Source organism: Variovorax flavidus (assembly GCF_030317145.1).
GTDB classification, from domain to species: Bacteria; Pseudomonadota; Gammaproteobacteria; order Burkholderiales; family Burkholderiaceae_C; genus Variovorax; species Variovorax flavidus.
Genome location: NZ_JASZYE010000001.1, coordinates 653,772 through 677,892 on the forward strand (window position 1 = coordinate 653,772; position 24,121 = coordinate 677,892).

22 protein-coding genes are annotated in these 24,121 nt (G+C 65.3%); 17 read left to right on the plus strand and 5 right to left on the minus strand.

Features of this window, described 5'->3' with window-relative positions:
* Window positions 1–94 precede the first annotated feature (94 nt).
* The 6 genes from ilvN (at window position 95) to QTH90_RS03195 (ending at window position 7,395) form a co-directional block, all read left to right on the plus strand.
* Window positions 95–586: an acetolactate synthase small subunit gene (gene ilvN, locus QTH90_RS03170; RefSeq protein ID WP_068683703.1), complete on the plus strand. Its 492-nt coding sequence runs from the start codon at window positions 95–97 to the stop codon at window positions 584–586.
* A gap of 41 nt (window positions 587–627) precedes the next feature.
* The gene (ilvC, locus tag QTH90_RS03175; protein ID WP_286565976.1) at window positions 628–1,644 is read left to right on the plus strand and encodes a ketol-acid reductoisomerase; all 1,017 of its coding nucleotides are present in this window, start codon (window positions 628–630) and stop codon (window positions 1,642–1,644) included.
* Window positions 1,645–1,807: 163 nt separating this feature from the next.
* Window positions 1,808–2,632, plus strand: a complete 825-nt coding sequence (gene pssA / locus QTH90_RS03180) for a CDP-diacylglycerol--serine O-phosphatidyltransferase (protein ID WP_286663066.1) — start codon at window positions 1,808–1,810, stop codon at window positions 2,630–2,632.
* A 179-nt stretch (window positions 2,633–2,811) separates the two neighbouring features.
* Complete coding sequence (leuA, locus tag QTH90_RS03185) at window positions 2,812–4,515, plus strand: 2-isopropylmalate synthase (RefSeq protein WP_286663067.1); 1,704 nt, start codon at window positions 2,812–2,814, stop codon at window positions 4,513–4,515.
* Window positions 4,516–4,576: 61 nt separating this feature from the next.
* Window positions 4,577–6,115 carry a 2-isopropylmalate synthase gene (locus QTH90_RS03190; protein ID WP_286663068.1) on the plus strand — a complete coding sequence of 513 codons (1,539 nt, stop codon included), beginning with the start codon at window positions 4,577–4,579 and terminating at the stop codon, window positions 6,113–6,115.
* A gap of 116 nt (window positions 6,116–6,231) precedes the next feature.
* Window positions 6,232–7,395 carry a serine hydrolase gene (locus QTH90_RS03195; protein ID WP_286663069.1) on the plus strand — a complete coding sequence of 388 codons (1,164 nt, stop codon included), beginning with the start codon at window positions 6,232–6,234 and terminating at the stop codon, window positions 7,393–7,395.
* Window positions 7,396–7,448: 53 nt separating this feature from the next.
* Here the strand turns inward: QTH90_RS03195 and QTH90_RS03200 are convergent, their stop codons facing one another.
* Genes QTH90_RS03200 through aat form a run of 3 tightly spaced genes read right to left on the minus strand, consistent with a single transcriptional unit; the run spans window position 7,449 to window position 9,771 of the window.
* Window positions 7,449–8,243, minus strand: a complete 795-nt coding sequence (locus tag QTH90_RS03200) for an IclR family transcriptional regulator (RefSeq protein WP_286663070.1) — start codon at window positions 8,241–8,243, stop codon at window positions 7,449–7,451.
* Between the two features lie 29 nt (window positions 8,244–8,272).
* Window positions 8,273–9,022 (minus strand): arginyltransferase, encoded by a 750-nt coding sequence (locus QTH90_RS03205; protein WP_286663071.1) that lies wholly within the window; start codon window positions 9,020–9,022, stop codon window positions 8,273–8,275.
* On the minus strand, window positions 9,019–9,771 hold the full coding sequence (gene aat, locus QTH90_RS03210) for a leucyl/phenylalanyl-tRNA--protein transferase (protein WP_286663072.1): 753 nt from the start codon (window positions 9,769–9,771) through the stop codon (window positions 9,019–9,021). Before aat ends, QTH90_RS03205 begins: the two co-directional genes overlap by 4 nt.
* A gap of 115 nt (window positions 9,772–9,886) precedes the next feature.
* Between aat and QTH90_RS03215 the strand changes: the two genes are divergently transcribed.
* Window positions 9,887–12,217, plus strand: coding sequence for a xanthine dehydrogenase family protein molybdopterin-binding subunit (locus tag QTH90_RS03215; RefSeq protein ID WP_286663073.1), 2,331 nt, complete (start codon window positions 9,887–9,889; stop codon window positions 12,215–12,217).
* A 16-nt stretch (window positions 12,218–12,233) separates the two neighbouring features.
* Here QTH90_RS03215 and pobA read toward each other — a convergent pair whose 3' ends face one another.
* The gene (gene pobA, locus QTH90_RS03220; protein ID WP_286663074.1) at window positions 12,234–13,415 is read right to left on the minus strand and encodes a 4-hydroxybenzoate 3-monooxygenase; all 1,182 of its coding nucleotides are present in this window, start codon (window positions 13,413–13,415) and stop codon (window positions 12,234–12,236) included.
* A gap of 122 nt (window positions 13,416–13,537) precedes the next feature.
* Between pobA and QTH90_RS03225 the strand changes: the two genes are divergently transcribed.
* The 5 genes from QTH90_RS03225 (at window position 13,538) to QTH90_RS03245 (ending at window position 18,424) form a co-directional block, all read left to right on the plus strand.
* Window positions 13,538–14,308, plus strand: a complete 771-nt coding sequence (locus tag QTH90_RS03225) for an IclR family transcriptional regulator domain-containing protein (RefSeq protein WP_286663075.1) — start codon at window positions 13,538–13,540, stop codon at window positions 14,306–14,308.
* Window positions 14,309–14,369: 61 nt separating this feature from the next.
* Window positions 14,370–15,029: a response regulator gene (locus QTH90_RS03230; protein WP_286663076.1), complete on the plus strand. Its 660-nt coding sequence runs from the start codon at window positions 14,370–14,372 to the stop codon at window positions 15,027–15,029.
* Entirely contained in the window at window positions 15,026–16,339 is a 1,314-nt protein-coding gene (locus QTH90_RS03235; RefSeq protein WP_286663077.1) for an ATP-binding protein, read from the plus strand. Before QTH90_RS03230 ends, QTH90_RS03235 begins: the two co-directional genes overlap by 4 nt.
* 108 nt (window positions 16,340–16,447) lie before the next feature.
* Window positions 16,448–17,938 carry a DegQ family serine endoprotease gene (locus QTH90_RS03240; RefSeq protein WP_286663078.1) on the plus strand — a complete coding sequence of 497 codons (1,491 nt, stop codon included), beginning with the start codon at window positions 16,448–16,450 and terminating at the stop codon, window positions 17,936–17,938.
* Between the two features lie 141 nt (window positions 17,939–18,079).
* Window positions 18,080–18,424: a hypothetical protein gene (locus tag QTH90_RS03245; RefSeq protein ID WP_286663079.1), complete on the plus strand. Its 345-nt coding sequence runs from the start codon at window positions 18,080–18,082 to the stop codon at window positions 18,422–18,424.
* Between the two features lie 25 nt (window positions 18,425–18,449).
* Here QTH90_RS03245 and QTH90_RS03250 read toward each other — a convergent pair whose 3' ends face one another.
* Window positions 18,450–18,653, minus strand: a complete 204-nt coding sequence (locus QTH90_RS03250) for a hypothetical protein (protein ID WP_286663080.1) — start codon at window positions 18,651–18,653, stop codon at window positions 18,450–18,452.
* Between the two features lie 133 nt (window positions 18,654–18,786).
* Between QTH90_RS03250 and QTH90_RS03255 the strand changes: the two genes are divergently transcribed.
* From QTH90_RS03255 to QTH90_RS03275, 5 genes are all read left to right on the plus strand, one after another.
* Complete coding sequence (locus QTH90_RS03255) at window positions 18,787–19,167, plus strand: FHA domain-containing protein (protein WP_286663081.1); 381 nt, start codon at window positions 18,787–18,789, stop codon at window positions 19,165–19,167.
* 16 nt (window positions 19,168–19,183) lie between these two features.
* Window positions 19,184–19,819, plus strand: coding sequence for a dioxygenase family protein (locus QTH90_RS03260; protein WP_444814671.1), 636 nt, complete (start codon window positions 19,184–19,186; stop codon window positions 19,817–19,819).
* 192 nt (window positions 19,820–20,011) lie between these two features.
* Window positions 20,012–20,635 (plus strand): hypothetical protein, encoded by a 624-nt coding sequence (locus tag QTH90_RS03265; protein ID WP_286663082.1) that lies wholly within the window; start codon window positions 20,012–20,014, stop codon window positions 20,633–20,635.
* A 251-nt stretch (window positions 20,636–20,886) separates the two neighbouring features.
* Window positions 20,887–22,911, plus strand: a complete 2,025-nt coding sequence (locus QTH90_RS03270) for a serine/threonine protein kinase (protein WP_286663083.1) — start codon at window positions 20,887–20,889, stop codon at window positions 22,909–22,911.
* On the plus strand, window positions 22,908–24,116 hold the full coding sequence (locus QTH90_RS03275; RefSeq protein ID WP_286663084.1) for an OmpA family protein: 1,209 nt from the start codon (window positions 22,908–22,910) through the stop codon (window positions 24,114–24,116). Before QTH90_RS03270 ends, QTH90_RS03275 begins: the two co-directional genes overlap by 4 nt.
* Window positions 24,117–24,121 lie beyond the last annotated feature (5 nt).

Here is a 24,121-nt window from a genome sequence, read left to right on the forward strand (position 1 = left end):
CCTTGTTCAACCTACTTCTGACGAATCTATTGCCCGCCAAGCCCGCGCATTACCGTGCACGGGGGAGGGCGGCGAAAAGAGGAGTCTGCTTGCCATGAAACACATCATTGCCGTGCTGCTCGAGAACGAGCCCGGTGCACTCTCCCGCGTCGTGGGCCTGTTCTCGGCCCGCGGCTACAACATCGAATCGCTGACCGTCGCTCCCACCGAGGATGCGAGCCTGTCGCGCATGACCATCGTCACGGCGGGTTCCGACGACGTGATCGAGCAGATCACCAAGCATCTCAACCGCCTGATCGAAGTCGTCAAGGTCGTCGACCTGACCGAAGGCGCCTACACCGAGCGCGAGCTCATGATGGTGAAGGTGCGCGCAGTCGGCAAGGAGCGCGAGGAGATGATGCGCATGGCCGAGATCTTCCGCGGCCGCATCATCGACGTGACCGACAAGAGCTACACCATCGAGCTCACTGGCGACCACGGAAAGAACGACGCGTTTCTCGAAGCCATCGATCGCGGCGCGATCCTCGAGACCGTCCGTACCGGCGCCAGCGGCATCGGCCGCGGCGAGCGCATCCTGCGCGTTTGAATCACCTGTCCCACATCCACAGAATCTACGAAGGAGAAATCATGAAGGTCTACTACGACAAGGACGCCGATCTGAGCCTCATCAAGGGCAAGACGGTTGCAATCATCGGCTACGGCAGCCAAGGCCATGCACACGCCCAGAACCTGAACGACAGCGGCGTGAAGGTCGTCGTCGGCCTGCGCAAGGGCGGCGCTTCCTGGCCCAAGGTCGAGAAGGCCGGCCTCAAGGTCGCCGAAGTGGCTGACGCCGTGAAGGCAGCCGATGTGGTCATGATCCTGCTGCCCGACGAGCAGATCGCCAACGTCTACAAGAACGACGTGGCTCCGAACATCAAGGAAGGCGCTTCGCTCGTCTTCGCGCACGGCTTCAACGTGCACTACGGTTTCGTGCAGCCGCGCGCCGACCTCGACGTGTGGATGGTGGCTCCCAAGGCGCCCGGCCACACCGTGCGCAACACCTACACGCAAGGTGGCGGCGTGCCGCACCTGATCGCCGTGCACGCCGACAAGAGCGGCAAGGCGCGTGACCTGGCGCTGTCGTACGCCACGGCCAATGGTGGCGGCAAGGCCGGCATCATCGAGACCAACTTCCGCGAAGAAACCGAGACCGACCTGTTCGGCGAACAGGCCGTGCTGTGCGGCGGTACCGTCGAGCTGATCAAGGCCGGCTTCGAGACGCTGGTGGAAGCTGGCTACGCGCCCGAAATGGCGTACTTCGAATGCCTGCACGAACTGAAGCTGATCGTCGACCTGATCTATGAAGGCGGCATCGCCAACATGAACTACTCGATCTCGAACAACGCCGAGTACGGCGAGTACGTCACGGGTCCGCGCATCGTGACCGACGAGACCAAGAAGGTCATGAAGCAGGTCCTGAAGGACATCCAGACCGGCGAATACGCCAAGAGCTTCGTGCTGGAAAACGCGGGCGGCGCGCCCACGCTGATCAGCCGCCGTCGCCTGAATGCCGAGCACCAGATCGAAGTGGTCGGCGAGAAGCTGCGCGCGATGATGCCCTGGATCAAGAAGAACAAGCTGGTCGACCAGACCCGCAACTGATCGGACCTTTCCGACGTGAACAGGGCCACCCGTTGCGGTGGCCCTTTTCTTTCTGGGCGCGAGAGCGCCTGAACTACACTGCGACCGATGCGTTCGATACCCTCATTTGCCTTGAATCAGACAGCCCATTGCGCCGCGAAGACGGGCGCCGGAGGTCGATCGCATGCATGACGACACCATCCCCGACGACGTCGCACCTCGCAAGCGCCGCAAGGGCATCTACATCCTGCCGAACCTGTTCACGCTGGCGGCATTGTTCGGCGGCTTCTACGCGATCGTGATGGCGATGAACGCGCGCTTCGATCTCGCGGCGCTCGGCGTGTTTGCCGCCATGATCCTCGACAGCCTCGACGGCCGCGTTGCGCGAATGACGAACACGCAGAGCGCCTTCGGCGAGCAGATGGATTCGCTGTCGGACATGGTGTCGTTCGGCGCCGCACCTGCACTCATCGCGTACGAATGGTCCCTGAAGGGATTGGGCCGCTGGGGGTGGATCGCGGCGTTTGTCTATTGCGCCTGCGCGGCCTTGCGACTTGCACGCTTCAACGTCAACACGGGCGTGGTCGACAAGCGCTGGTTCCAGGGCTTGCCATCACCGGCCGCTGCGGCGCTGGTCGCGGGTTTCATCTGGCTCATGACCGAATGGGGTCGTCGCGGTGGTGAGGTGCTGTATCTCTCGTGGCAGCAGATCACGTGGATCACCTTCGGCTTCACGCTGTACGCAGGCCTGTCGATGGTGACCAACGCACCGTTCTACAGCTTCAAGGACATCCAGATGAAGCGCAGCGTGCCTTTCGCTGCGATCGTGCTGATCGCGCTCGGCATCGCGGTCGTCAACATCCATCCGCCGACGGTGCTGTTCGGCGTGTTCGTGGCCTACGGTCTCAGCGGCTATGTGGTCTACGCCTGGCGCAAGGCCAAGGGCCAGCAGGTGAGCGTGATCAGCATCTCGACCGATGAGCCTGACGAGCGCGGACTGCACAACTGATCGAGGCTGTGCTACATTCACGGCTCCCATGAACAAGATTTCGCTGGCCCTACTACTGATCCCCTACGGGCGGAGTCGGTAGCGCGCGCGCAAATCCTGCACCACGGCCCGTTCGCACCAGCAACGGGCCGTTTTGTTTTGGGGTTGCTGGTTGATCCAACCACAGCGAGAAATATCAGATGTTGAAGCAACCCAACCTCAAGTACCGTCCCTTCGCACCGGTCGGCCTCAAGGACCGCACCTGGCCCGATGCCGTGCTGACCCAGGCCCCGATCTGGCTGTCGACCGACCTGCGCGACGGAAACCAGGCACTGGTGGAGCCGATGGACATCGCCCGCAAGATGCGGATGTTCGAAACGCTCGTGGCGATCGGCTTCAAGGAGATCGAGGTGGGCTTTCCTTCCGCCTCGCAGGTGGAATTCGACTTCGTGCGCAAGCTGATCGAAGAAGACCGTATTCCGGACGACGTGACGATCCAGGTGCTCACCCAGGCGCGCGACCACCTGATCGAACGCACCTTCGAGGCGCTGCAGGGTGCGCCGCGCGCCATCGTGCATCTCTACAACGCCGTGGCGCCCATCATGCGTCGCGTGGTTCTCGGCATGGACGAGGACCAGATCGTCGAACTGGCGACCACGCACGCGCGCATGTTCAACGAGCTCGCCGCCAAGCAGCCGAACACGCGCTGGACCTTCCAGTACTCGCCGGAGATGTTCTCGGGCACTGATCTCGCGTTCTCGAAGCGCGTCGTGGATGCGGTGACCGAAGCCTGGGCGCCGACGCCGGCACGCAAATGCATCGTCAACCTGCCTTCGACGGTTGAGCATTCGACGCCCAACATCTTTGCCGACATGATCGAGTGGATGCATCGCAACCTGGCGCGACGCGATGCGATCGTCCTGTCCGTGCATCCCCACAACGATCGCGGCACCGGCACGGCCGCCGGAGAGTTCGCGTTGATGGCCGGCGCCGATCGCATCGAAGGCTGCCTGTTCGGAAACGGTGAGCGCACCGGCAACCTCGATCTCGTCAACGTCGCGCTCAATCTGTATACCCAGGGCGTGTCGCCGGGCCTCGACTTCTCGAACATCGACGAGATCCGTGCCACGGTCGAGCATTGCAACCAGTTGCCGGTGCACCCGCGCCATCCGTATGTCGGCGACCTCGTCTACACGTCGTTCTCCGGATCGCACCAGGACGCGATCAAGAAGGCCTTCGGCGCGCGCAAGGACGGCGACATCTGGGACATGCCGTACCTGCCCATCGACCCGAAGGATGTCGGCCGCAGCTACGAGGCTGTGATCCGCGTCAATAGCCAATCGGGCAAGGGCGGCATCGCCTACCTGCTCGAAAGCGAATACGGACTCGAGTTGCCCCGCCGCCTTCAGATGGAGTTCAGCCAGACCGTGCAGCGCGTCATGGACGTTGCTGGCAAGGAACTCACCGCGGCCGACCTGTGGGCGCTCTTCGAACGCGAGTACCGCGTTCACGATCAAACCGGCCCGCAACATCGGGTGCTGGAAGAGCAGGGGGAGGGGCCTGATGCCTCGGTGGTGCTGCGTGCCGACCTGCCGTGGGAGGGTGAAATTCGCGCGATCGAGGGGCGCGGCAACGGCCCGATCGACGCCTTCATTCACGCGTTGGCCGGGGCGACGGGGCATTCGATCCGCGTGATCGACTACCACCAGCACGCCATCGGTGCCGGCGCGGATGCGCAAGCTGTTGCCTACCTCGAGCTGCGCGTCGACGACGCGACGACCTTGTTCGGCGTCGGCATGGATGCGAACATCATTTCGGCGTCGCTCAAGGCCATCGTTTCAGGGCTGACTCGGGCACGGGCGCAAGGCGCGCGCAGCGCACAATCGCTGGCTGAACCGGCCTGACGCGCTGACGTCCACATTGCCCTGCCCGGCGCAGGGCAAACTGAATCCAAGGAGATCCACGATGACTGACAAACTGATCATTTTCGACACGACCTTGCGCGACGGCGAACAGTCGCCCGGGGCTTCCATGACCAAGGACGAAAAGCTGCGCATTGCCCGCCAGCTGGAGCGCCTGCGGGTGGATGTGATCGAAGCCGGCTTCCCGGCCAGCTCCAACGGCGACTTCGAAGCCGTGTCGGCCATCGCCAATGCGATCAAGGATTCGACCATTTGCGGCCTGTCACGCGCCAATGACCGGGACATCTCCCGCGCGGGCGAGGCGCTCAAGGGCGCGGCCAACGGGCGCATCCATACCTTTATCGCGACGTCGCCGCTGCACATGGAAAAGAAGCTGCGGATGACGCCGGACGAAGTGTTCGAACAAGCCAGGCTGGCCGTTCGCTTCGCGCGCAACCTGGTCGCCGACGTCGAGTTCAGTCCCGAAGACGGCTACCGCAGCGATCCCGACTATCTGTGCCGCGTGCTCGAGGCCGTCATCAACGAAGGCGCGACCACGATCAATGTCCCGGACACCGTCGGCTATGCCATTCCCGAGCTCTACGGCAACTTCATCAGGACGCTGCGCGAGCGCATCCCCAACAGCGACAAGGCCGTGTGGTCCGTGCATTGCCACAATGACCTCGGCATGGCGGTGGCCAATTCGCTGGCCGGCGTGAAGATCGGCGGTGCGCGGCAGGTCGAGTGCACCATCAACGGCCTCGGCGAGCGTGCCGGCAATTGCTCGCTCGAGGAGATCGTCATGGCCGTGAAGACCCGGAAGGACTACTTCGGCCTGGAACTCGGCATCGACACCCGGCACATCGTGGCTGCCAGCCGCATGGTCAGCCAGACGACGGGTTTCGTGGTGCAGCCGAACAAGGCCGTGGTCGGGGCGAACGCATTCGCGCACGCATCGGGAATCCACCAGGACGGCGTGCTCAAGGCGCGCGACACGTACGAGATCATGCGTGCCGAGGACGTCGGCTGGACTGCCAACAAGATCGTGCTCGGCAAGCTGAGCGGCCGGAACGCCTTTAAGCAGCGGCTGCAGGACTTGGGCGTGGTGATGGAGAGCGAGGCCGACATCAACGCCGCGTTCGCACGGTTCAAGGAGCTCGCGGACCGAAAAAGTGAAATATTTGACGAAGATATCCTCGCATTGGTCAGCGACGAGGAGCTCTCGCACGTTGGAGAGCAGTTTGGATTTGTATCCTTGTCGCAACATAGTGAAACAGGTGAGCGGCCTCAGGCGCGCGTCGTGTTTACAGTGCAAGGCAAGGAGGTCACCGGGGAGTCTGATGGGAATGGGCCGGTCGACGCGTCGCTGAAGGCGATCGAGGCCCATGTGAAGAGCGGTGCCGAGATGGTGCTCTATTCGGTCAATGCGATCAGCGGATCGACCGAGAGCCAGGGTGAAGTGACTGTGCGGTTGCAGAACGCCGGGCGGGTCGTCAACGGCGTGGGTGCGGACCCCGACATCGTGGTCGCATCGGCCAAGGCTTATTTGAGTGCCCTCAACAAGTTACAGAGCCAAGCTGAGAGAGTGGCGGCACAAGGTTAGGTTTTGCGGGATCCTTGCTTTCGATTGAAGAAAAGGACGCAAGTAACTGATATTGCGTGTCTTTTTTGATTTCGATAAACTTGCGGCTTCCTTACGTCGCCGCTGGAGAGTTTTTAATGCCCGAAGCCCGTTTCCACCGAGTTTCCAGCCAGCGGTTTCTTCCCGCATTTCGTCTCGTCGCCGTCGCGCTTTGCGCCACGGCGTTTTTGTTGCCCTCGGCATTTGCCGCAAAGAAAGAGCCTGTCAAGAAGGCCGCCGTCAGCGCCGACAGCAAGCGCAAGACGGTCGCTGTTCCGGCGCGCGCCACGGCGTCCAAGCGTGGCGCGGACAAGAGTGAACGGGTCGTGAGCGGCGGGCGCAACGTGGTGGCTTCCATCCGCCAGAAGAACGGCAGGACCGTCGTGGCCGTGCAACGCCGATCGGTGGTCCGTGTTGCAGAAATGCCCGCTCGCCAGTCCTTTGGCCAATTGGCTGGGCTGCACAGCACTGAAGATGCCCTGGACCTGAAGTCCAGCGTGGCCCTCGTGATCGACCAGGACACCCACGAAGTCCTCTTCAGCAAGAACGACCATGCCGTTCTGCCGATCGCTTCGCTGACCAAGCTCATGACCGGTCTGCTCATCAGCGAGGCGAAGCTGCCTTCTGACGAGTTGATCACCATCACCCAGGACGACGTCGATACCGAGAAGGGAAGCCGCTCCCGCCTGACCGTGGGTTCGACCCTGCCGCGCGGTGAGCTCCTGCATCTGGCGCTCATGTCGAGCGAGAACCGCGCTGCGCATGCACTGGGTCGCACTTATCCGGGTGGCCTGGCCACCTTTGTGAGCGTGATGAACGCCAAGGCCAAGATGCTCGGCATGAAGGACACGCGTTACGTGGAGCCGACGGGCCTTTCCAGCCGCAATCAGTCGAGCGCCCAGGATCTCGCGCTGCTGGTGAATGCCGCTTACGCCGACGCCACTGTGCGCCAGCTGTCCACGTCGCCGGAATACCAGGTCGAAGTCGGCAACAGGGTGCTGCAGTTCAACACCACGAACCGACTCGTCAAGAGCCCCGACTGGGACATCGGCGTTCAGAAGACCGGCTATATCTCCGAAGCCGGTCAGTGCCTGGTGATGCAGGCCAAGATCGCCGGGCGCAAGCTGATCATGGTGTTCCTCGATTCGGCCGGCAAGCTCAGCCGCATTGGCGACGCGGAGCGCGTGCGTCGCTGGGTCGAAGCCAATCACATGCTCAGCCCGGCCGCGCAGCAGAACGTCGCAGCGCACATCGCTGGCTGAAGAAGCCGGCCACTCCGTCCTCCATTCCCGCCGACGACGGGCCTGATACCGAGTCAGGCCGGCGTTGGCGTGCTTGCCTTGTAACCCAAGGCGCTGGAAATCTCGTTGGCGGTGGCTTGCAGCTTGGGCAGCCATCCGTCGTCCAGCCGATCCGCTGGGGCAGAGATCGACAAACCGGCGACGAGCTTGCCTTGGTCATCGTAGATCCCGGCGGCCATGCATCGCACGCCGAGTTCGAGTTCCTCGTTGTCGCGAGCGATGCCGTACTGACGCGCCTTGGAGAGTTCGCGTTCCAGCGCCGGCAGTTGCGTGATGCTGTTGCGTGTGTGGCCGGCCAGACCGGTTCGCGTGGCGTAGCTGCGCACGCGCTGGGGTTCGTCCACTGCGAGGAACAGCTTTCCGGTGGACGTGAGATGCAAGGGAGCCCGCCCGCCGATCGCGCGGACCACCTGCATGCCTGAGCGCTCGCTGTAGGCGCGCTCGATGTAGACGATCTCGTCGCCCTGGCGCATGCTGAGGTTCACCGGCTGCTGGGTGAGCTTGTGCAACTCGCGCATCGGCGTCATGGCGGCGTCGCGCACGTTGAGCCGGCCCTTGACCAGATTGCCCAGTTCCAGCAAGCGCATGCCGAGCCGGTAGCTGCCCGCCTCGGGGCGATCGACGAAACGGCCTACGGCGAGGTCGTTCAGGATGCGATGGGTGGTGGACGGATGCAGCCCCGTCTTTTCGCTGATCTCCTTGAGGGAAATCGCTTCTTCACGCGACGCGAGGACGTCGATCAGCGAAAACATCCGCTCGATGACCTGGATCACAGGCGTGGCTGGAACGTCGGATTGGGGTTTTCTCATGTGCAACGCGGTTTTGACCGGTCGCGATTTTACTTGGTGAAATGGCTTTGCGGTTGCCATTGGCCGTCGATCAGCACCTCGTGGGGCGTGTATCGGGCCTTGTAGTTCATCTTGGCGCTGCCCTCGATCCAGTAGCCGAGGTAGACATGGGGCAACTGCAGCTTCCGGGCCTGCTCGATCTGCCACAGCACGCTGTAGTTGCCATAACCCGCACCGACTTCGGGTTCATAGAAGGTGTAGACCGCCGAGAGACCGTCGTTCAGCACATCCAGGATCGACACCATCTTCAAGGCGCCGGCGCTGCCGTCCGGCTGCGTTTCGCGAAACTCCACAAGGCGCGAATTGACCCGGCTCTGCAACAGGAATTGGGTGTACTGGTCGATGCTGTCGTGGTCCATGCCGCCGCCGGCATGCCTGCCGTTCTGGTAGCGCAGGTACAACTGATAGTGCTCGGGCACGAAGCAGAGCTTCAGTACGCGCGCTTGCAGGTTGGAGTGGCGCGTCAGCGCGCGGCGCTGGCTGCGATTGGGGCGAAACTCGTTCGCGAGCACTCTGAGCGGGACGCAGGCGCTGCAACCGTCGCAATACGGCCGGTAGGTGAACATGCCGCTGCGCCGGAACCCGCTCAGCACGAGGTCCGAGTAGGCATCGTTGTGGATCAGGTGACTCGGGGTGGCGACCTGCGAGCGCGCCTGCCGGTCCGGCAGATAACTGCACGGATAGGGTGCTGTCGCATAGAACTGCAGCGTATGGAGCGGGAGATCCTTGAGGTGCGTCACGTCGTTGAAGAGGCTCGCGCAGGCAGGAGTTCGCTCCAGTATACGGGGTCGAAGCGCCACGCAGGGCTCGTCTTCAGGCGTGCGTGGGCGACGTGCGACACAAGGCGCTTCCGTGGCATTTCGCGGGCGCCGAGGCTTGCCAGATGGGCGGTGTTCTGCTGGCAGTCGATCATCGTGATGCCGTGCCGACGGCAGAAGCAGACCAGCGCCGCCAGCGCGATCTTGGACGCATCCGGCCGGCGTGCAAACATCGATTCGCCGAACACGGCATGCCCGATCGATACGCCATAGAGGCCGCCCACGAGTTCGCCGTCGATCCAGGTCTCGACGCTGTGTGCGTAGCCGGCGCGGTGCAGGGCCGTATAGGCCTGCACCATCTCCGGAAGGATCCAGGTGCCTGTCTGGCCGACGCGCGGGGCCTGGGAGCAAGCGGAGATCACCGCCTCGAATCCATGGTCGATCCGGATCTCGCAGCCCTGGGTGGAACTGAAGCGGGCCAGCGTCTTGCGCAAGGACCGATGCAGCCTGAACTGGCTCACGTCCAGGACCATCCGCGGATCCGGACTCCACCAGAGAATCGGCTGGCCTTCGCTGAACCACGGGAAGATGCAGTTGCTGTAGGCCTGCAGGAGACTGGCGACGTCGAGTCCGCCGCCGGCGGCCAGGAGGCCGGGCACCGGGTCCGAATCACCCCAGGCCAGGGCGGCGTCGGGCAAGGGGTCACCAGGGTCGAGCCAGGGTAGTTGCATGATTGGATGTATACACGGCTTCAGCATCTGCGACGGCGCCGCGCGCCGAATGTTCCCGAAGCCCATATAGTTGTTCTTGCGCCCGCAACAACTGCTCCAGACAAAGAGGACCACGGTGACCACAGAAACTAATCCCATGCGCTTCGGCAGCGGCCAGGCCGTCAAGCGTCTGGAGGACGAAAACCTCCTGAACGGGACCGGCCGCTACACCGACGACGTTTCGCTGCCGGGGCAATCCTGGCTGAGCTTCGTGCGTTCCCCCTATCCCCATGCGCGACTGGTGTCCGTCGACACCAGCGCGGCCACGGCCATGCCTGGCGTGCTGGGCGTTTTCACGGGCGCCGATCTGGCAACGGCCGGCGTCAAACCGATGCCGGGCGCAGCGGGGTTCACGCGGGCGGACGGGGCGGACTGCGCCACGCCGGCACGGCGGGCGTTGGCGCTCGAGCGGGTCCGCTTCGTTGGCGAACCCGTCGCGGTGGTGGTCGCGGAGACCGCGCGACAGGCGCGAGACGCGGCCGAGGCCGTCATGGTGGACTATGAAGAACTGCCGATGGTGGTCGACCTCGCCAGCGCGACCGCCGAGGGTGCGCCCCTGATCTGCGATGAAGCCACGGGCAACATCGCCGCCGAAATGCGGCACGGCAGCAGCGATGCGACGGCCGCGGCCTTCGCCAAGGCCAGCCATGTGGTGTCGCTCGACGTCGTCAACCAGCGTGTCGTCGCGCTCACCATCGAACCGCGGACAGTGCTGGCCGATTTCGATGCCGCGACGGATCGCATCACGATCCGCATGAGCACTCAGATGCCTTCGGGCGTCCGGGACTCGATCTGCGACGCGATCGGCCTGCCCAAGGAGAAGGTGCGCGTCGTCGTGGGCGACGTTGGCGGCGGCTTCGGCATGAAGACCGGCGCCTACCCGGAAGACATTGCGGTCGCCTTTGCGGCGCGCGCGCTCCGGCGCCCGGTGAAATGGGTAGCCGACCGCAGCGAGGAGTTCCTCGCGACGTCCCATGGCCGGGACATCGAGGCGCGCGCCGAACTGGCGCTCGACGCGACGGGAAAGATCCTGGGGCTGCGCATCAAGACCCATGCGAACGTCGGCGCCTACGCCACCGGCACCGGCGTCGCGATCCAGCTTCTCATCGGCCCGTGGGTGCAGACCAGCGTCTACGACATCCAGACCATCGATTTCCATTTCCTGGCCGTGCTCACCAACACGGCCCCCACCGGCGCCTATCGCGGCGCCGGCCGGCCCGAGGCCATCTACACGATCGAACGCCTGATGGACGAGGCCGCGCGCCAGACCGGCATCGACCGCATCGAACTGCGCCGGCGCAACTTCATCCAGCCGGATCAGATGCCCTATACCAATCCGATGAAGCAGACCTATGACACGGGTCAGTTCGAATCGGTGATGAACAAGGCCCTGAGCCTGGCCGATTGGCAGGGTTTCGACAAACGTGCGGCTGAATCGAAACGCCAGGGCAGGCTGCGTGGCCTGGGCATCGCCACTTTCCTTGAATGGACGGGCGGCAACGTGTTCGAGGAGCGGGTGACCGTTTCGGTGCAGGCCGACGGCATCATCGAAGTGTTTTCCGCCGTCAACGCGATGGGGCAGGGCATCGCGACCACCCTCGCTCAATTGGTGGTCGACGCCTTTGGCGTGCCGATCGAGAAAGTGCGCATCGTGATGGGCGACACCGACCGTGGCGACGGCTTCGGCAGCGCCGGATCTCGATCGCTCTTTACCGGCGGCTCGGCCGTGCGGGTGGGCGCCGAGCGGACCATCGACAAGGCGAAGGAACTCGCTGCCAAGGAACTCGAGGTGTCGGCCGCGGACATCGAATACACGGCGGGCGTCTTCAAGGTGGCGGGCACCGATCTCCAACGCGACCTGTTCACTTTGGCAGGGCACCAACCCGAACGCCAGATCTTCGTGGATTCGACCAGCACGGTGTCGGGCCCGACCTGGCCGAATGGCTGCCATATTTCCGAGGTCGAGGTCGACCCGCCAACGGGCGACATCAGCGTGGTCAGCTATGCCTCGGTCAACGATGTGGGGCGGGTGGTCAACCCGATGATCGTTCGCGGCCAACTCGAAGGAGGCGCCGTGCAGGGCATTGGGCAGGCACTCTACGAGCGAGTGGTGTATGACCCCGAAACCGGCCAGCCGCTCACCGGCAGCCTGATGGACTACGCCGCACCGCGCTCGGACATCGTCACCTCGATGTTCCGCATGGAGATGGACGAGTCGACCCCATGCAAGAACAACCCTCTGGGCGTCAAGGGCGTGGGCGAACTCGGCACCATCGGCGCCACGCCGGCCATCGTCAACGCGGTGGCCGACGCGCTCGCGCGCAACGGACTGGCCGATCGCACACCGCATCTGGACATGCCGCTGACCCCGGCACGCATCTGGCAGTTGATGGCATCAACGGCTTGAGCCGCTGGCGCTCGGCTCAGAAGTCCTCGAGCGGCAGGCCGACGTAGTTCTCGGCGAGCGAGGTCGAGGCGGCGCGTGAGTGAACCAGGTAGTCGAGTTCGGCTTCCTGGATCTTCTGGCCGAACTCGCCGGTTTCCGGAAAGCGGTGCATCAGCGAGGTGAACCACCACGAGAAGCGCTCTGCCTTCCAGACCCGGCGCAGGCACAGGTCGGAGTAGCGGTCCAGCGCCGAGGCCGACTTCTCGCCGTAGAAGATCTCGAACGCGCGCGACAGGTAGCCGACGTCGGCAGTTGCCAGGTTCAGTCCCTTGGCGCCGGTCGGCGGCACGATGTGGGCCGCGTCGCCGGCAAGGAACAGGCTGCCGAAGCGCATCGGCTCGGCCACGAAGCTGCGCAGCGGCGCGATGCTCTTTTCGAGCGAAGGGCCCGTCACGAGCCGGTCGCGGGCTTCCGGGTCGAGACGCAGCCGGAGTTCGTTCCAGAAAGCCTCGTCGCTCCAGTTCTCGACGCGCTCTTCGGTCGGCACCTGCACGTAGTAGCGGCTGCGCGTCGCGCTACGCATGCTGCAGAGGGCGAATCCGCGCGAGGTATTGGCGTAGATCAGTTCATGCGACACCGGCGGCACATCGGCCAGCACACCGAGCCAGCCGAAGGGATAGATCTTCTCGTAAGTGTGAATCGACTGCGCCGGGACGCTCGCGCGGCTGACGCCGTGGTAGCCGTCGCAGCCGGCGATGAAGTCGCACTCGATTTCGTGCGTGGTGCCGTCTTTCTCGTAGCGAACGCGAGGCGACTTCGTGTCGAAGTCATGCAGGCTGACCTGCGAAGCGCTGTAGATGGTCCTGAGGCCTTCGGCTTCTCGCGCCGCCATGAGGTCGCGGGTTACCTCGGTCTGACCGTAGACGGTGACCTGCTTGCCATCCGTCAGGCCGTGCATGTCGATGCGATGCCGGGCACCCTTGAACAGCAGCTCGATGCCTTCGTGCGGCAGACCCTCCGCCTTGGCGCGTGCATCCACGCCGGCGCGCGCCAGCAGGTCCATCGTGACCTGTTCCAGGACGCCGGCCCGGATGCGGCCCAACACATATTCGCCGGTCTGCCGCTCGACGATGATGTTGTCGATGCCGGCCTTGTGCAGCAACTGGCCCAGCAAAAGTCCGGCCGGGCCTGCGCCGATGATGGCAACCTGAGTTCGCATGTATGTCTCCTGATGGCGTTTCCGGCAAGCGTAGGGCGACGAGGCCATCTCGGGGTGACCGCGTGACACGCTCTGTGCGATCATGAGGCAACCTGCGCGATGATCGCGCAACACTTCGTGCCATGACCATCGCCAAACCAGACTTCATCGAAGGCATCGCCAAGGGAATGGCCGTGCTCGAAAGTTTCGACACCGAGCGCCAGCGGCTCAACGCGACCCTGGCCGCCGAGCGGGCGGGCCTCACGCGCGCGGCGGCCCGGCGCCACCTGCTGACCCTGGCGCACCTCGGCTATCTCGAAACCGACGGCAGCTACTTCTGGATGGCGCCCAAGGTGCTGCGTTTCTCGGGCAGCTACCTCGCATCATCGCGCTTGCCGCGTGCGCTGCAGCCGACGCTGAACCGCCTCGCCGCACAGACGCAGGAGTCGTTTTCCGCGGTGGTGCTCGACGGGGAGGAAGTGGTCATCGTCGCGCGCAGCGGCAGCTACGGCGCGCCGACGCGCGTGCTGGCCTACGGCCTCCACCTCGGCGCGCGACTGCCTGCCCATGCGACATCGACCGGCCGCGTGTTGCTTGCGGCATTGAGCGCGGCCAAGCTCACGGAATGGCTCAAGGGGCGCAGCCTCCCGCGTCTCACTCCCCACACGATCACGCAGGTGCGCGTACTGCGCCAGCACATCGCGCAGGCGCGCAAGGACGATTTCTGCTTTGCCAGCGAAGAGCACGAACTCGGCGTGCAGGCGCTCGCGGTACCGCTGCGCGACATGCAGGGCCATACGGTGGCGGCGCTCAACGTGGTGCTGTCCGGCGGACGCCATCAGGAGGACGCGCTGCGGCGCGACATGCTGCCGCTGCTTTTCGAGGCCGCGCGCGAGGTGAGGGCGCTGCTGTAGGCGCCGCGTTGAACTTCGTCGTCGCTACCATCTCGAAGATCGCTTCACGGACGAATGAACGATGAGACTGCTTCTGCTGGAAGACGATGTGATGATCGGCGAGACCGTGCTCGATCTGCTGCGTGCCGAACAGTACGCGGTCGACTGGGTCAAGGACGGCGACGCGGCCGACTCGGCGCTGCGCGCGCAGCAATACGACCTGGTCGTGTTGGACCTCGGGGTGCCGCGCCGCGACGGACTCGAAGTCCTGCGCTCCCTGCGAGCCCGCAAGCAGCGCATGCCGGTGCTGATCGCCACCGCGCGCGACTCGGTGCAGCAACGCATCGAGGGGCTGGACGCCGGCGCCGACGACTACGTCCTGAAGCCCTATGACCTCGACGAACTCCTGGCGCGCATCCGGGCGCTGCTGCGACGCGCGTCCGGCCGGGCAGAGCCGGTCTACGAGCACATGGGCGTCAGCGTGAACCCCGCGACGCGTGAAGTGACGGTGGCGGGCCAGCCGGTGATGCTGTCAGCTCGTGAATGGGCGGTGCTGGAGCCTCTCCTGGCACGTCCCGGTATGGTGTTGTCCCGGGCGCAACTCGAGGAAAAGCTCTACAGCTGGAAAGACGAGATCAGCAGCAATGCGGTCGAGGTCTATGTCCACGGACTGCGCAAGAAGCTGGGCGCAGACCTGATCCGCAATGTGCGCGGCGTCGGCTACATGGTGCCCAAGGAATGAAGTCGCTCCGCGCCCGCCTGCTGTGGTTCCTGCTGGCGGCCATCGTTCTCGCGGCCGGCACACAGGCATTCCTCGCCTACCGCACGGTGCTCAGCGAAGCCGACGACATCTTCGACCAGCACATGCGGCAGATGGCGCTCTCGTTACGCGCGGGACTGCCGCCCAGCGCCGCGGTCGGCGGAATCGGCGCCGGTGACGAGAACTTCGAATTCATCGTTCAGGTGTGGACCCTGGATGGCATCCGCATCTTCGAATCCGCCGCGCAGGCCGCATTGCCGCAGCGTGCCGTGCTCGGTTTCTCGAATGTCGAGGCCCGAGGCACCACCTACCGTGTGTTCTCCCTGCAGACCGGTGCACTCGTGATCCAGGTGGCGCAGGACATGGCGGCGCGGCGCCGCATGGCGGGGACCTTGGCGCTGCGTACCGTCGGGCCTATCGCGCTGGCGGCGCCGCTGCTCATGCTGGTCGTCTGGTGGGTCGTGAGCTTTTCGCTTGCGCCCGTCGCGCGCGTGCGCAGCCAGGTCGCAGCGCGCCAGGCGGACGACCTGTCGCCGCTGAGCGAGAGCGATCTGCCCGAAGAGGTGCGGCCGCTGGTGCACGAACTCAACCTTCTTTTCGCCCGCGTGCAACGGGCGTTCGATGCACAGAAGCACTTTGTGGCTGATGCAGCGCATGAGTTGCGCTCGCCGCTGGCGGCCCTGAAGCTCCAGGTGCAGGGGTTGCAGCGTGCGCCCGACGAGCCGACCCGTGAACTCGCCGTGGCGCGCCTGACTGCAGGTATCGACCGCGCGACCCGGCTGGTCGAACAGATGCTGGCTCTCGCCCGGCACGAGGGCAGCGCCATGGCCGGCGCCCGGCCGGAGTCGGTGAGCCTGCCGGAGGTGGCGCGGCTCGCGATTTCCGACGTCGTCTCCACCGCGCAGGCTCGCCGGATCGATATCGGCGTCGTCCGGGCGGATCCCGTGGAGGTCCCGGGCCAGGGCGAGGCGCTGCGCACCCTGCTGCGCAATCTGCTCGACAACGCGGTGAAGTATTCGCCCGACGGCGGACGTGTCGACGTCGGCATCATTTCGGGCACGGGCGGGATCGAACTCAGCGTTGACGACAGCGGTCCGGGCCTGCCGGCCAGCGAGCGTGAACGCGTGCTCGACCGCTTCTACCGCTCCGGCGAGCCGCAGGCGCCGGGCAGCGGTCTCGGTCTCGCGATCGTCAAGTCGATCGCCGACCTGCATGGCGCGACGGTTTCGCTGGATCGGTCCGCGAGCCTCGGCGGCTTGCGCGTTGCCGTTCGTTTTCCGGCGACGGCCTGAGCATTCACCGGCGCTGGAGCCGGCGCGCACCGCCCGTTTAAGGCGCGCTTAAGTGTGTGGCACGACATTCCTTTCGTTGACTCTTCTCCAACCTCGAAAGGATTCCAGATGAAAACCAGTTTGACCTCGCCGCGCGCACTCGTCCTTTCGCTGGCGGCTGCCGGCGTGATCGGCGCCGTGGCGACCGGCGCCTACACCAGCGCCAATGCGGTGGCCTCGCCGGCTCCGGCCGCATCGGCTCCCGCCGCCGCGCCGCAGGTCTCCATGCCCGACTTTTCCACCATCACGGCGCGCCATGCCCCGGCCGTGGTCAACATCAGCGTGACCGGCACGACGAAGACGGCGGCCGCCGAGGGCCCCCAGGGCATGCAGGGCATGGACCCGAGCGACCCCATGTACGAATTCTTCCGCCGCTTCCAGGGCCAGGGCCAAGGCCAGGGCGGCCAGCGCGGGCAACAGCAGCGCGAGGCGCCGGTCCGCGGCCAGGGTTCCGGCTTCATCGTGAGCGCCGACGGCATCATCCTGACCAACGCGCACGTCGTGAAGGACGCCAAGGAAGTGACCGTCAAGCTGACCGATCGCCGCGAATTCCGCGCGAAGGTGCTGGGTTCGGACGCCAAGACCGACGTCGCCGTCCTCAAGATCGACGCCAAGAACCTGCCGACCCTATCGGTCGGCAACACCAAGGACCTCAAGGTGGGTGAATGGGTGCTGGCGATCGGTTCGCCGTTCGGCTTCGAGAACACCGTGACTGCCGGCGTCGTCAGCGCCAAGGGTCGTTCGCTCCCGGACGACGGCTATGTGCCGTTCATCCAGACGGACGTGGCAGTGAACCCCGGCAACTCGGGTGGTCCGCTCATCAATACGCGCGGCGAAGTGGTCGGCATCAACTCGCAGATCTACAGCCGCAGCGGCGGCTACCAGGGCGTGTCCTTCGCGATTCCGATCGACGTTGCGATCCAGGTGAAGGACCAGATCGTCGCCACGGGCAAGGCGAGCCACGCGCGCCTGGGCGTCGCGGTGCAGGAAGTGAATCAGGCCTTTGCCGATTCGTTCAAGCTCGACAGGCCCGAAGGCGCGCTGGTGTCGAACGTGGAAAAGGGCGGCCCGGCAGATGAAGCCGGCCTGCGCTCGGGCGACGTCATCCGCAAGGTCGACGGCGAACCGATCGTTGCTTCGGGCGACCTGCCGGCCTTGATCGGCCAGAAGAAGCCGGGCAGCAAGATCACGCTCGAAATCTGGCGTCAGGGCCAGCGCGAGGAACTCTCCGCGAAGCTGGGTGATTCGGCCGAGAAGTCCGCCACCGTCGCCAAGAACGACAGCGGTGCCGGCCAAGGCAAGCTCGGCCTGGCGCTGCGTCCGCTGCAGCCCCAGGAGCAGCGCGAAGCCGCCGTCGACGGCGGCCTGCTGATCCAGGAAGTGGGCGGTCCTGCCGCGATGGCTGGCGTTCAGCCGGGCGACGTGCTGTTGGCCATCAACGGCACGCCGGCGAAGAGCATCGAGCAGGTGCGCGAGGTGGTGGCCAAGGCTGACAAGTCCGTGGCCCTGCTCATCCAGCGCGACGGCGACAAGATCTTCGTGCCGGTTCGCCTCGGCTGATCCACGGCTCCCGCGAAACCGGCAAATCGAGACAAAGTGCCGGATCGCGGGGCCATGGGTAGCCCGATGTGCAAAAGTCCCTTGTTGGAGATTTCTCAGGACAGTAACAATTCGTCAAACAACTGAATTAGAGGAATCCCCATGGTTCGGCGCGATCTGGCCCTGACTGTTCTTGAACTGGAGCCCAATGAATTTCATTGGGTCCTGTTGGAGGCAGTGCAGGCGGAATCCGAGGAATGCCTGGGATACCGGCCCATCGATTCCTCGACCCGAGGTCTACCCGACTATTCCGAAGCGCTCATCCAGGGCGCTTCGGCTTTGCGCGTGCTGCAAGGGCTTGCGCCCTTCGGCAAGCCCATGAACCCCGTGGGCATCGGGGAAAGCACGGCGGTGCCCTTGCCGGACGAGGGCGCCAGTGCCAGCGCCCCGAACCCCTCCACCGATCCCGACTCCTGCATGTTCACCACCGGCCATCCGGTGCTGTAGCCAGCCCCATTGCCAGCCTCCGGGCCTAGCGGCTGCGCACGTCGTAGTGCAGCGCCGTCACGGCGATGACCTTGGCGGCGCGCGATCGAATCGTCTCCTTCACGGAGACGCCGCGCAGCACCAGAAGCGGTTGCGCAGGCGTGCTGCACGGCACCTCGGCAGGCTGGAACATGCGGCTCGGCGCGAACGACTTGCGGAATCTGGCCGCGAGCGTGAGGGTTTGTTGCATGCCCTACAAGGTACGTGGCTGTCTCGCAATCGAAAATCTCTCCAATGGGGGCATGGCACCCCCAAGCGGCATACTCCGGAAGTTCGGCGCACTGCCTCTTGCGTGCGCCTGCCCAGGAAAGAAAAGACAGAAGATGCCAAGACTGATCGTGCTGCAGAAGAATGGCTCGGCCAAGCAAGTCAATGTGAGGGGGACCCCTTTCGTCATCGGTCGCGCCGACTCCTCCGACCTTGTTCTCGACAACCCCCTTGTGAGCCGCTCCCACGCCGTGTTCGAAACGGTGGGGGAGACGATGACCATTCGCGACCTGCAGAGTCACAACGGAACCTACGTCAATGGCGAACGGCAGCAAACCGTCGCCCTGAACAACGGCGACGAGATCAAGCTCGGGAGCTACCACATCCGCTACCTGGCCGACGGTGGTCCGATTGCGGCCGCCGAGGCATTGCGGCTGGTGACCATTCCGGGCAAGCTCGCGGACATCGACCTTCTGAAACTCGGCGTGAAGTCCTGAACCTCCGTCCATTGCGATGACCGCACCGCGCAGCACCCTGGGTCTTCCCCGACGCTCCATCGCGGCGGCGCTGGTCGCACTGCCGACCTTCTGGCTGGGCGCTCGCGCGCAATCCCAAGTCCCGCGGCGCGCGACGCCTTCGCAAACCGAAGGCCCGTTCTATCCCGTGACCCTGCCGGGGGACACGGACAACGACTTGCTGCGAAACGGCACACTGAACTACGCCGCAGGCGAACCGACCTGGGTCGACGGCACCGTCGCCGATCTCGATGGGCGACCGCTGTCCGGTGCGATCGTGGAGATCTGGCAATGCGATCAGGGCGGCCACTATCACCATCCCGGCGACGGCGATCGTGCCGACAAGGCCTTCCAGGGGTTCGGCCGGGTCGCAGCCGATGCGCAGGGCCGGTATCGGTTCCGCACCATCCGCCCCGTGCCTTACACCGGTCGCACGCCGCACATTCATGTGAAGGTCAAGCTCGGCCCCCGGGAGTTGCTCACCACCCAGCTCTATGTGGCGGGGGCGCCGGGCAATGCGCGTGATTTCCTTTGGCGGAACCTGTCCGACCAGGACCGCGCGGCCGTCACGGTTCCTTTCGAGCGGGCGCCGGATGGCTGGAAGGCCAGCTTCCCGATCGTCGTTGCGGCCTGAGGGTTCGCGCCCGTGACTTAATGCCGGTGCGGTGAGCCAAGCCGCCGGGTGACGTGTCCGTCACCCTCGTGGTTTGAAGGTATCCTCGCGCGTTACAAGTTCCGATCCGAGTCGTCGGAGCTCAACGCCTCGTATGAATTCCCTGCCGTCACACACTGCCCGAGATCACGTCTTCCTCCTGGAGGTTCGTTGATGCTCTCGGGGGATGGCCTGCTGGCGATCAAGGTGATGGCCGCCGCCGCGCCGGTGGCAGGGTTTGCCGCCGTGGCACACGTGCGGGCCCGGCGACGCGCCAAGCGTGCCCATGAGGTCGCCACGGCAACCGGTGCCACGCGAAACATCGTCGTCGAAGTCCCCCGCTCGGTGGACGACGCGTTCGCAGCGGTCCGGTTCGACCTCACGCCCAATTTGATGGGATGCCTCGCCGCGGCAAACAGCGCGTCCCTGCGCGGCTTCGAGACCCCTGACGCGGTGATGATGGCGTTGGACGTCGATGCGGTGTGGACGGGCGTCGGAATGGAGAAGTCCGCGACCGATGAGATCCAGCCGCAGCGCACCCGTGTCATCGCGACCCGCGAGGTGCTGGTGCTCCGTTCCAGTGGCCCGGCCCGTGAAAGCGTCAAAGTGAGGTTGAAGGCGCTCTTGCGCGCCCATCGGTCCACGTCGGAAGGCGAGCCGCTGTATTGCGCCGCCGACGGCGAGATCCGGACCGCGCCCGCGCGGCGCCTGCGCGTTGCGGAGGTGTCGGCGCGCAAGCAGTTCTACTGGGTCCGGTCAGGCGGCTCGACGGCCGACTCGTCGCACAAGCCCAGCTAGTTCGAGCGCCGTTGCGCGCTGCACGCGCGTTCCGGCCGCCTTCCCATACCGCATATGGCCGGGCACCGCGGGGCACGGGCCGCCGGAGCGTCCGTTCGGCTAGTGCTTCTGGTGAATGCCTCCTCACTTCGCGCGCAGTAGAGTCGCTGTCACGACAGAGAGGATCTGACGTGATCTCATTGCTGGTTCGCATCGTGCACTGCATGGCTTGGAAATCGGGCAAGCGTTCGCAAGACGCCCGCTGAAATTCAATGAGCCCTGTCATCTCGTTCGACACGCGCACCGTGCCCGGCTCGGTGACAGGGCGAGGCGCACAAGAAAAAGTGGCGCTCGAATGGGCGGACATCACGCAAGGCAGCGTGCACACCTTGCCCGAAGGCATGCGTCTCCAGGATTACGAGATCGTCGGGCCCATCGGCGAAGGCGGCTTCGGTATCGTCTATCTGGCCTGGGACCACTCGCTGGAGCAGCACGTCGCGATCAAGGAGTACCTGCCGGCCATCCTGGCGTCGCGTGCCAGCGTGTCGCCCGCCGTGGTGGTGAAGTCGCAGCGCCACAAGGATGATTTCTGCCTGGGCATGCGCAGCTTCCTCAACGAGGCACGGATCCTGGCGCGCTTCGACCATCCTTCGCTCGTCAGGGTCTTGCATTTCTGGGAGGGCAACGGCACGGCGTACATGGCCATGCCGTACTACGAGGGGCCGACGCTCGCGCGCGCGCTGGCGGAACTCGGCAGGGCGCCGGACGAGGCGGAGCTCTGCGGCTGGCTGCATCCGCTGCTGGATGCCCTCGGCACGATGCATGCGGCGAGCTGTTTCCACAGGGACATCGCACCCGACAACATCCTGCTCACCGACCATGGACCGGTGCTGCTCGATTTCGGCGCGGCGCGAAGAGTGATCGAAGGTGTCGGGCCATCGCCGACGGTGGTGTTCAAGCCCGGTTTCGCGCCGATCGAGCAGTACGGCGAAGTCGCGTCGATGAAGCAGGGCGCGTGGACCGATCTGTATGCGCTCGCCAGCGTCGTCTACGCGGCCATCACCGGGCAGCCGCCGACCCCGTCGATCGAGCGGCTGATGGAAGACCGGATGAAGCCGCTATCCGAATTGGCGCGCGGCCGCTACAGCGAACCCTTCCTCGCCGCCATCGATGCTGCGCTGGCGCTGCACCCTCGCAACCGGCCCCAGAGCGCGGCCGAGTTCTGGACCTTGCTGAGCTGCGGCCAGCAGTTGCAGGATCTGGATCTGCTGCGGGCAGTGCGGCGATCGGATGTGCCGTCGGGCGCGCCTCCTGCGCCCTTGGTTGTCGAGATCCCGTCCGAGCCGACCATGCCGGGCGACGAGGACATGGATGACCTGTTCGCGGAACCGCCGATGGAGCTCGCGCCTGAGCCCACGGTTTCGCAGCCCGCAAGCGAGAGTGATCCCGACGCACTGGAGCCCGAGGAGGTCGCTGGCGGGGAGCCGCCGCTGCTCGAAATTTCGGCGCCGCATTTCCGGCCGCCCGTTTCCAACTGGCCGCCTCTGCGCGCGGCTCCTGGCCCGGCGCAACGGCGAAGCAGCAGGATGAAGGTTGCCGCGCTGGCGGCGGCGGTCCTGTGCGTCGGATTGGTGGCGGTCGGCTATCTTGGCCGTGACAGGACGGGTGAGCCCGGCCCTTCGCCGACAGTTGCGCGCACGGCCTTGCCCAAGCCCTCCGCCCCGGGCCCGATCCAGGTTCCCGCGCCGACCGCGGCCGCGATGCCAACGCCGGCCCCAGCCCCGGCTTTGGCTCCCGCGCTGGCTCCGGCTCCGGAACCTGAGCCCATGTCGGCGACCGAGGCGCTTGCATTGCCTGCGCCCACTCGGGAGCCTGTCGTCGCGGCGCCCGACGCTCCGGCGCCGACGTCCACGCCGGCGACGGAGCCGGTCATCGCAGCACCCACGGCTCCGCCGGCGGATTCCGACCTCGCGGCAGCCGTTGAAACCTCACCACCACGCAACGAAGCAAAGACACCCGAGGCGCGGGCGGCCGCACCCGCTACGGTGGCGGCGCCGGTCCGGAGGTCCGTCGCGCGTGCGCCCGCCGAATCAGTCCGGCAGGCTCGCCGCGAAGCGCGCATTCCGGTCGCGGAGTTGCCGGTACAGCCGGTGCAACCGGTAATGCCCGCCGTCGTGCAAGTGGCGCCACCCCCGATCCCACAGGTCCACACCAGGTGCACCGAAATTCTTCAACGAGCTTCGCTCGGTCCCGTCACGGCCGAGGAAGCGGCTATCTTGAGAAAGGGGTGTGAATGATGACCACGACCTTCGTTCGCTGGCTGCAAGCCGCATCCTTGACGGGTGTCCTGTCGCTCATGGTGGCATTGGCGGGCTGCGCGGCGCCGCCCGTCGCCAGTTCATCCAAGACCGAGCTTCCCTTCGACCAGGCTATCGCGGTGGCTACCGATGGCCTGGTCAAACAGACGCAGAAAGGGCCGGCGTTTCTCGCGAAGATGGGATCGAAGCGAAGCGTGGTGCTCGATCCGATGGTCGACGCCGGCAGTGCGCAGCAGACCGTGGCAACCCAGATGCTGCAGGACCGGGTGACCGAAAGGCTGAACGCGAAGTTCGAGACGATGGAAATCATGCCCTTCGACAGCGCGAACCTGGCCAAGGCGCGCTACCTGCTGACGGGCACGATGACCCGGATGTCCGTCGATGAACCGCGCAGTCCGCTGCAGATCAACCTCGCCCTGACGGAACTGGCCTCCGGCACGGTCGTCGCCCAATCGTCGGCGGTGGCGCGCGACGAGGGCCTGGACCATACGCCGCTGCCGTACTACCGCGACACGCCTGTGCCGACCAAGGACCGCGTGATCGAAGGCTACGTGCGAACCAGCGCGACGCCGCCGGGCCAGCGTGCCGATGCGTACTACCTGGAGCGCCTCGCGGCAGCGCCGGCGATCAAAGAAGGGACCGCGCACTACAACGCCGAGCGCTACCAGGACGCACTGGCGCAATACAGCGTTGCCGGCGGCGGACCGACCGGCGAACAACTGCGTGTGCTCAACGGCATCTATCTGAGTTCGGTGAAGCTCGGGCGCACCGCCGAGGCGGAGGAGGCCTTCGGCAAGATCGTCGCCTACGGCATCGCCAACCAGCAACTGGGAGTGAAGTTCCTGTTCAACCCGAACGCCACGACCTTCTGGTCGGAAACGAGGATCAGCGGGCCCTACACGATGTGGCTGCGCGAGATCGCCAAGGCCAGCGCGGACGCCAAGGTCTGCATGGATATCGTCGGCCATACCAGCCACACGGGGCCGGTCGCGTACAACGACACGCTGTCGCTGCAGCGCGCCCGCTACATCCGCCAGCGCCTGATCGATGAGTCGACCGTGCTGAGCGACCGCACCACGCCCAGCGGGAGGGGCTTTCGAGAGAACATCATCGGCACCGGCACGGACGACGCGATCGACGCGCTGGACCGCCGGGTCGAATTCAAGATCGTCGCTTGCAGCTGATCCGG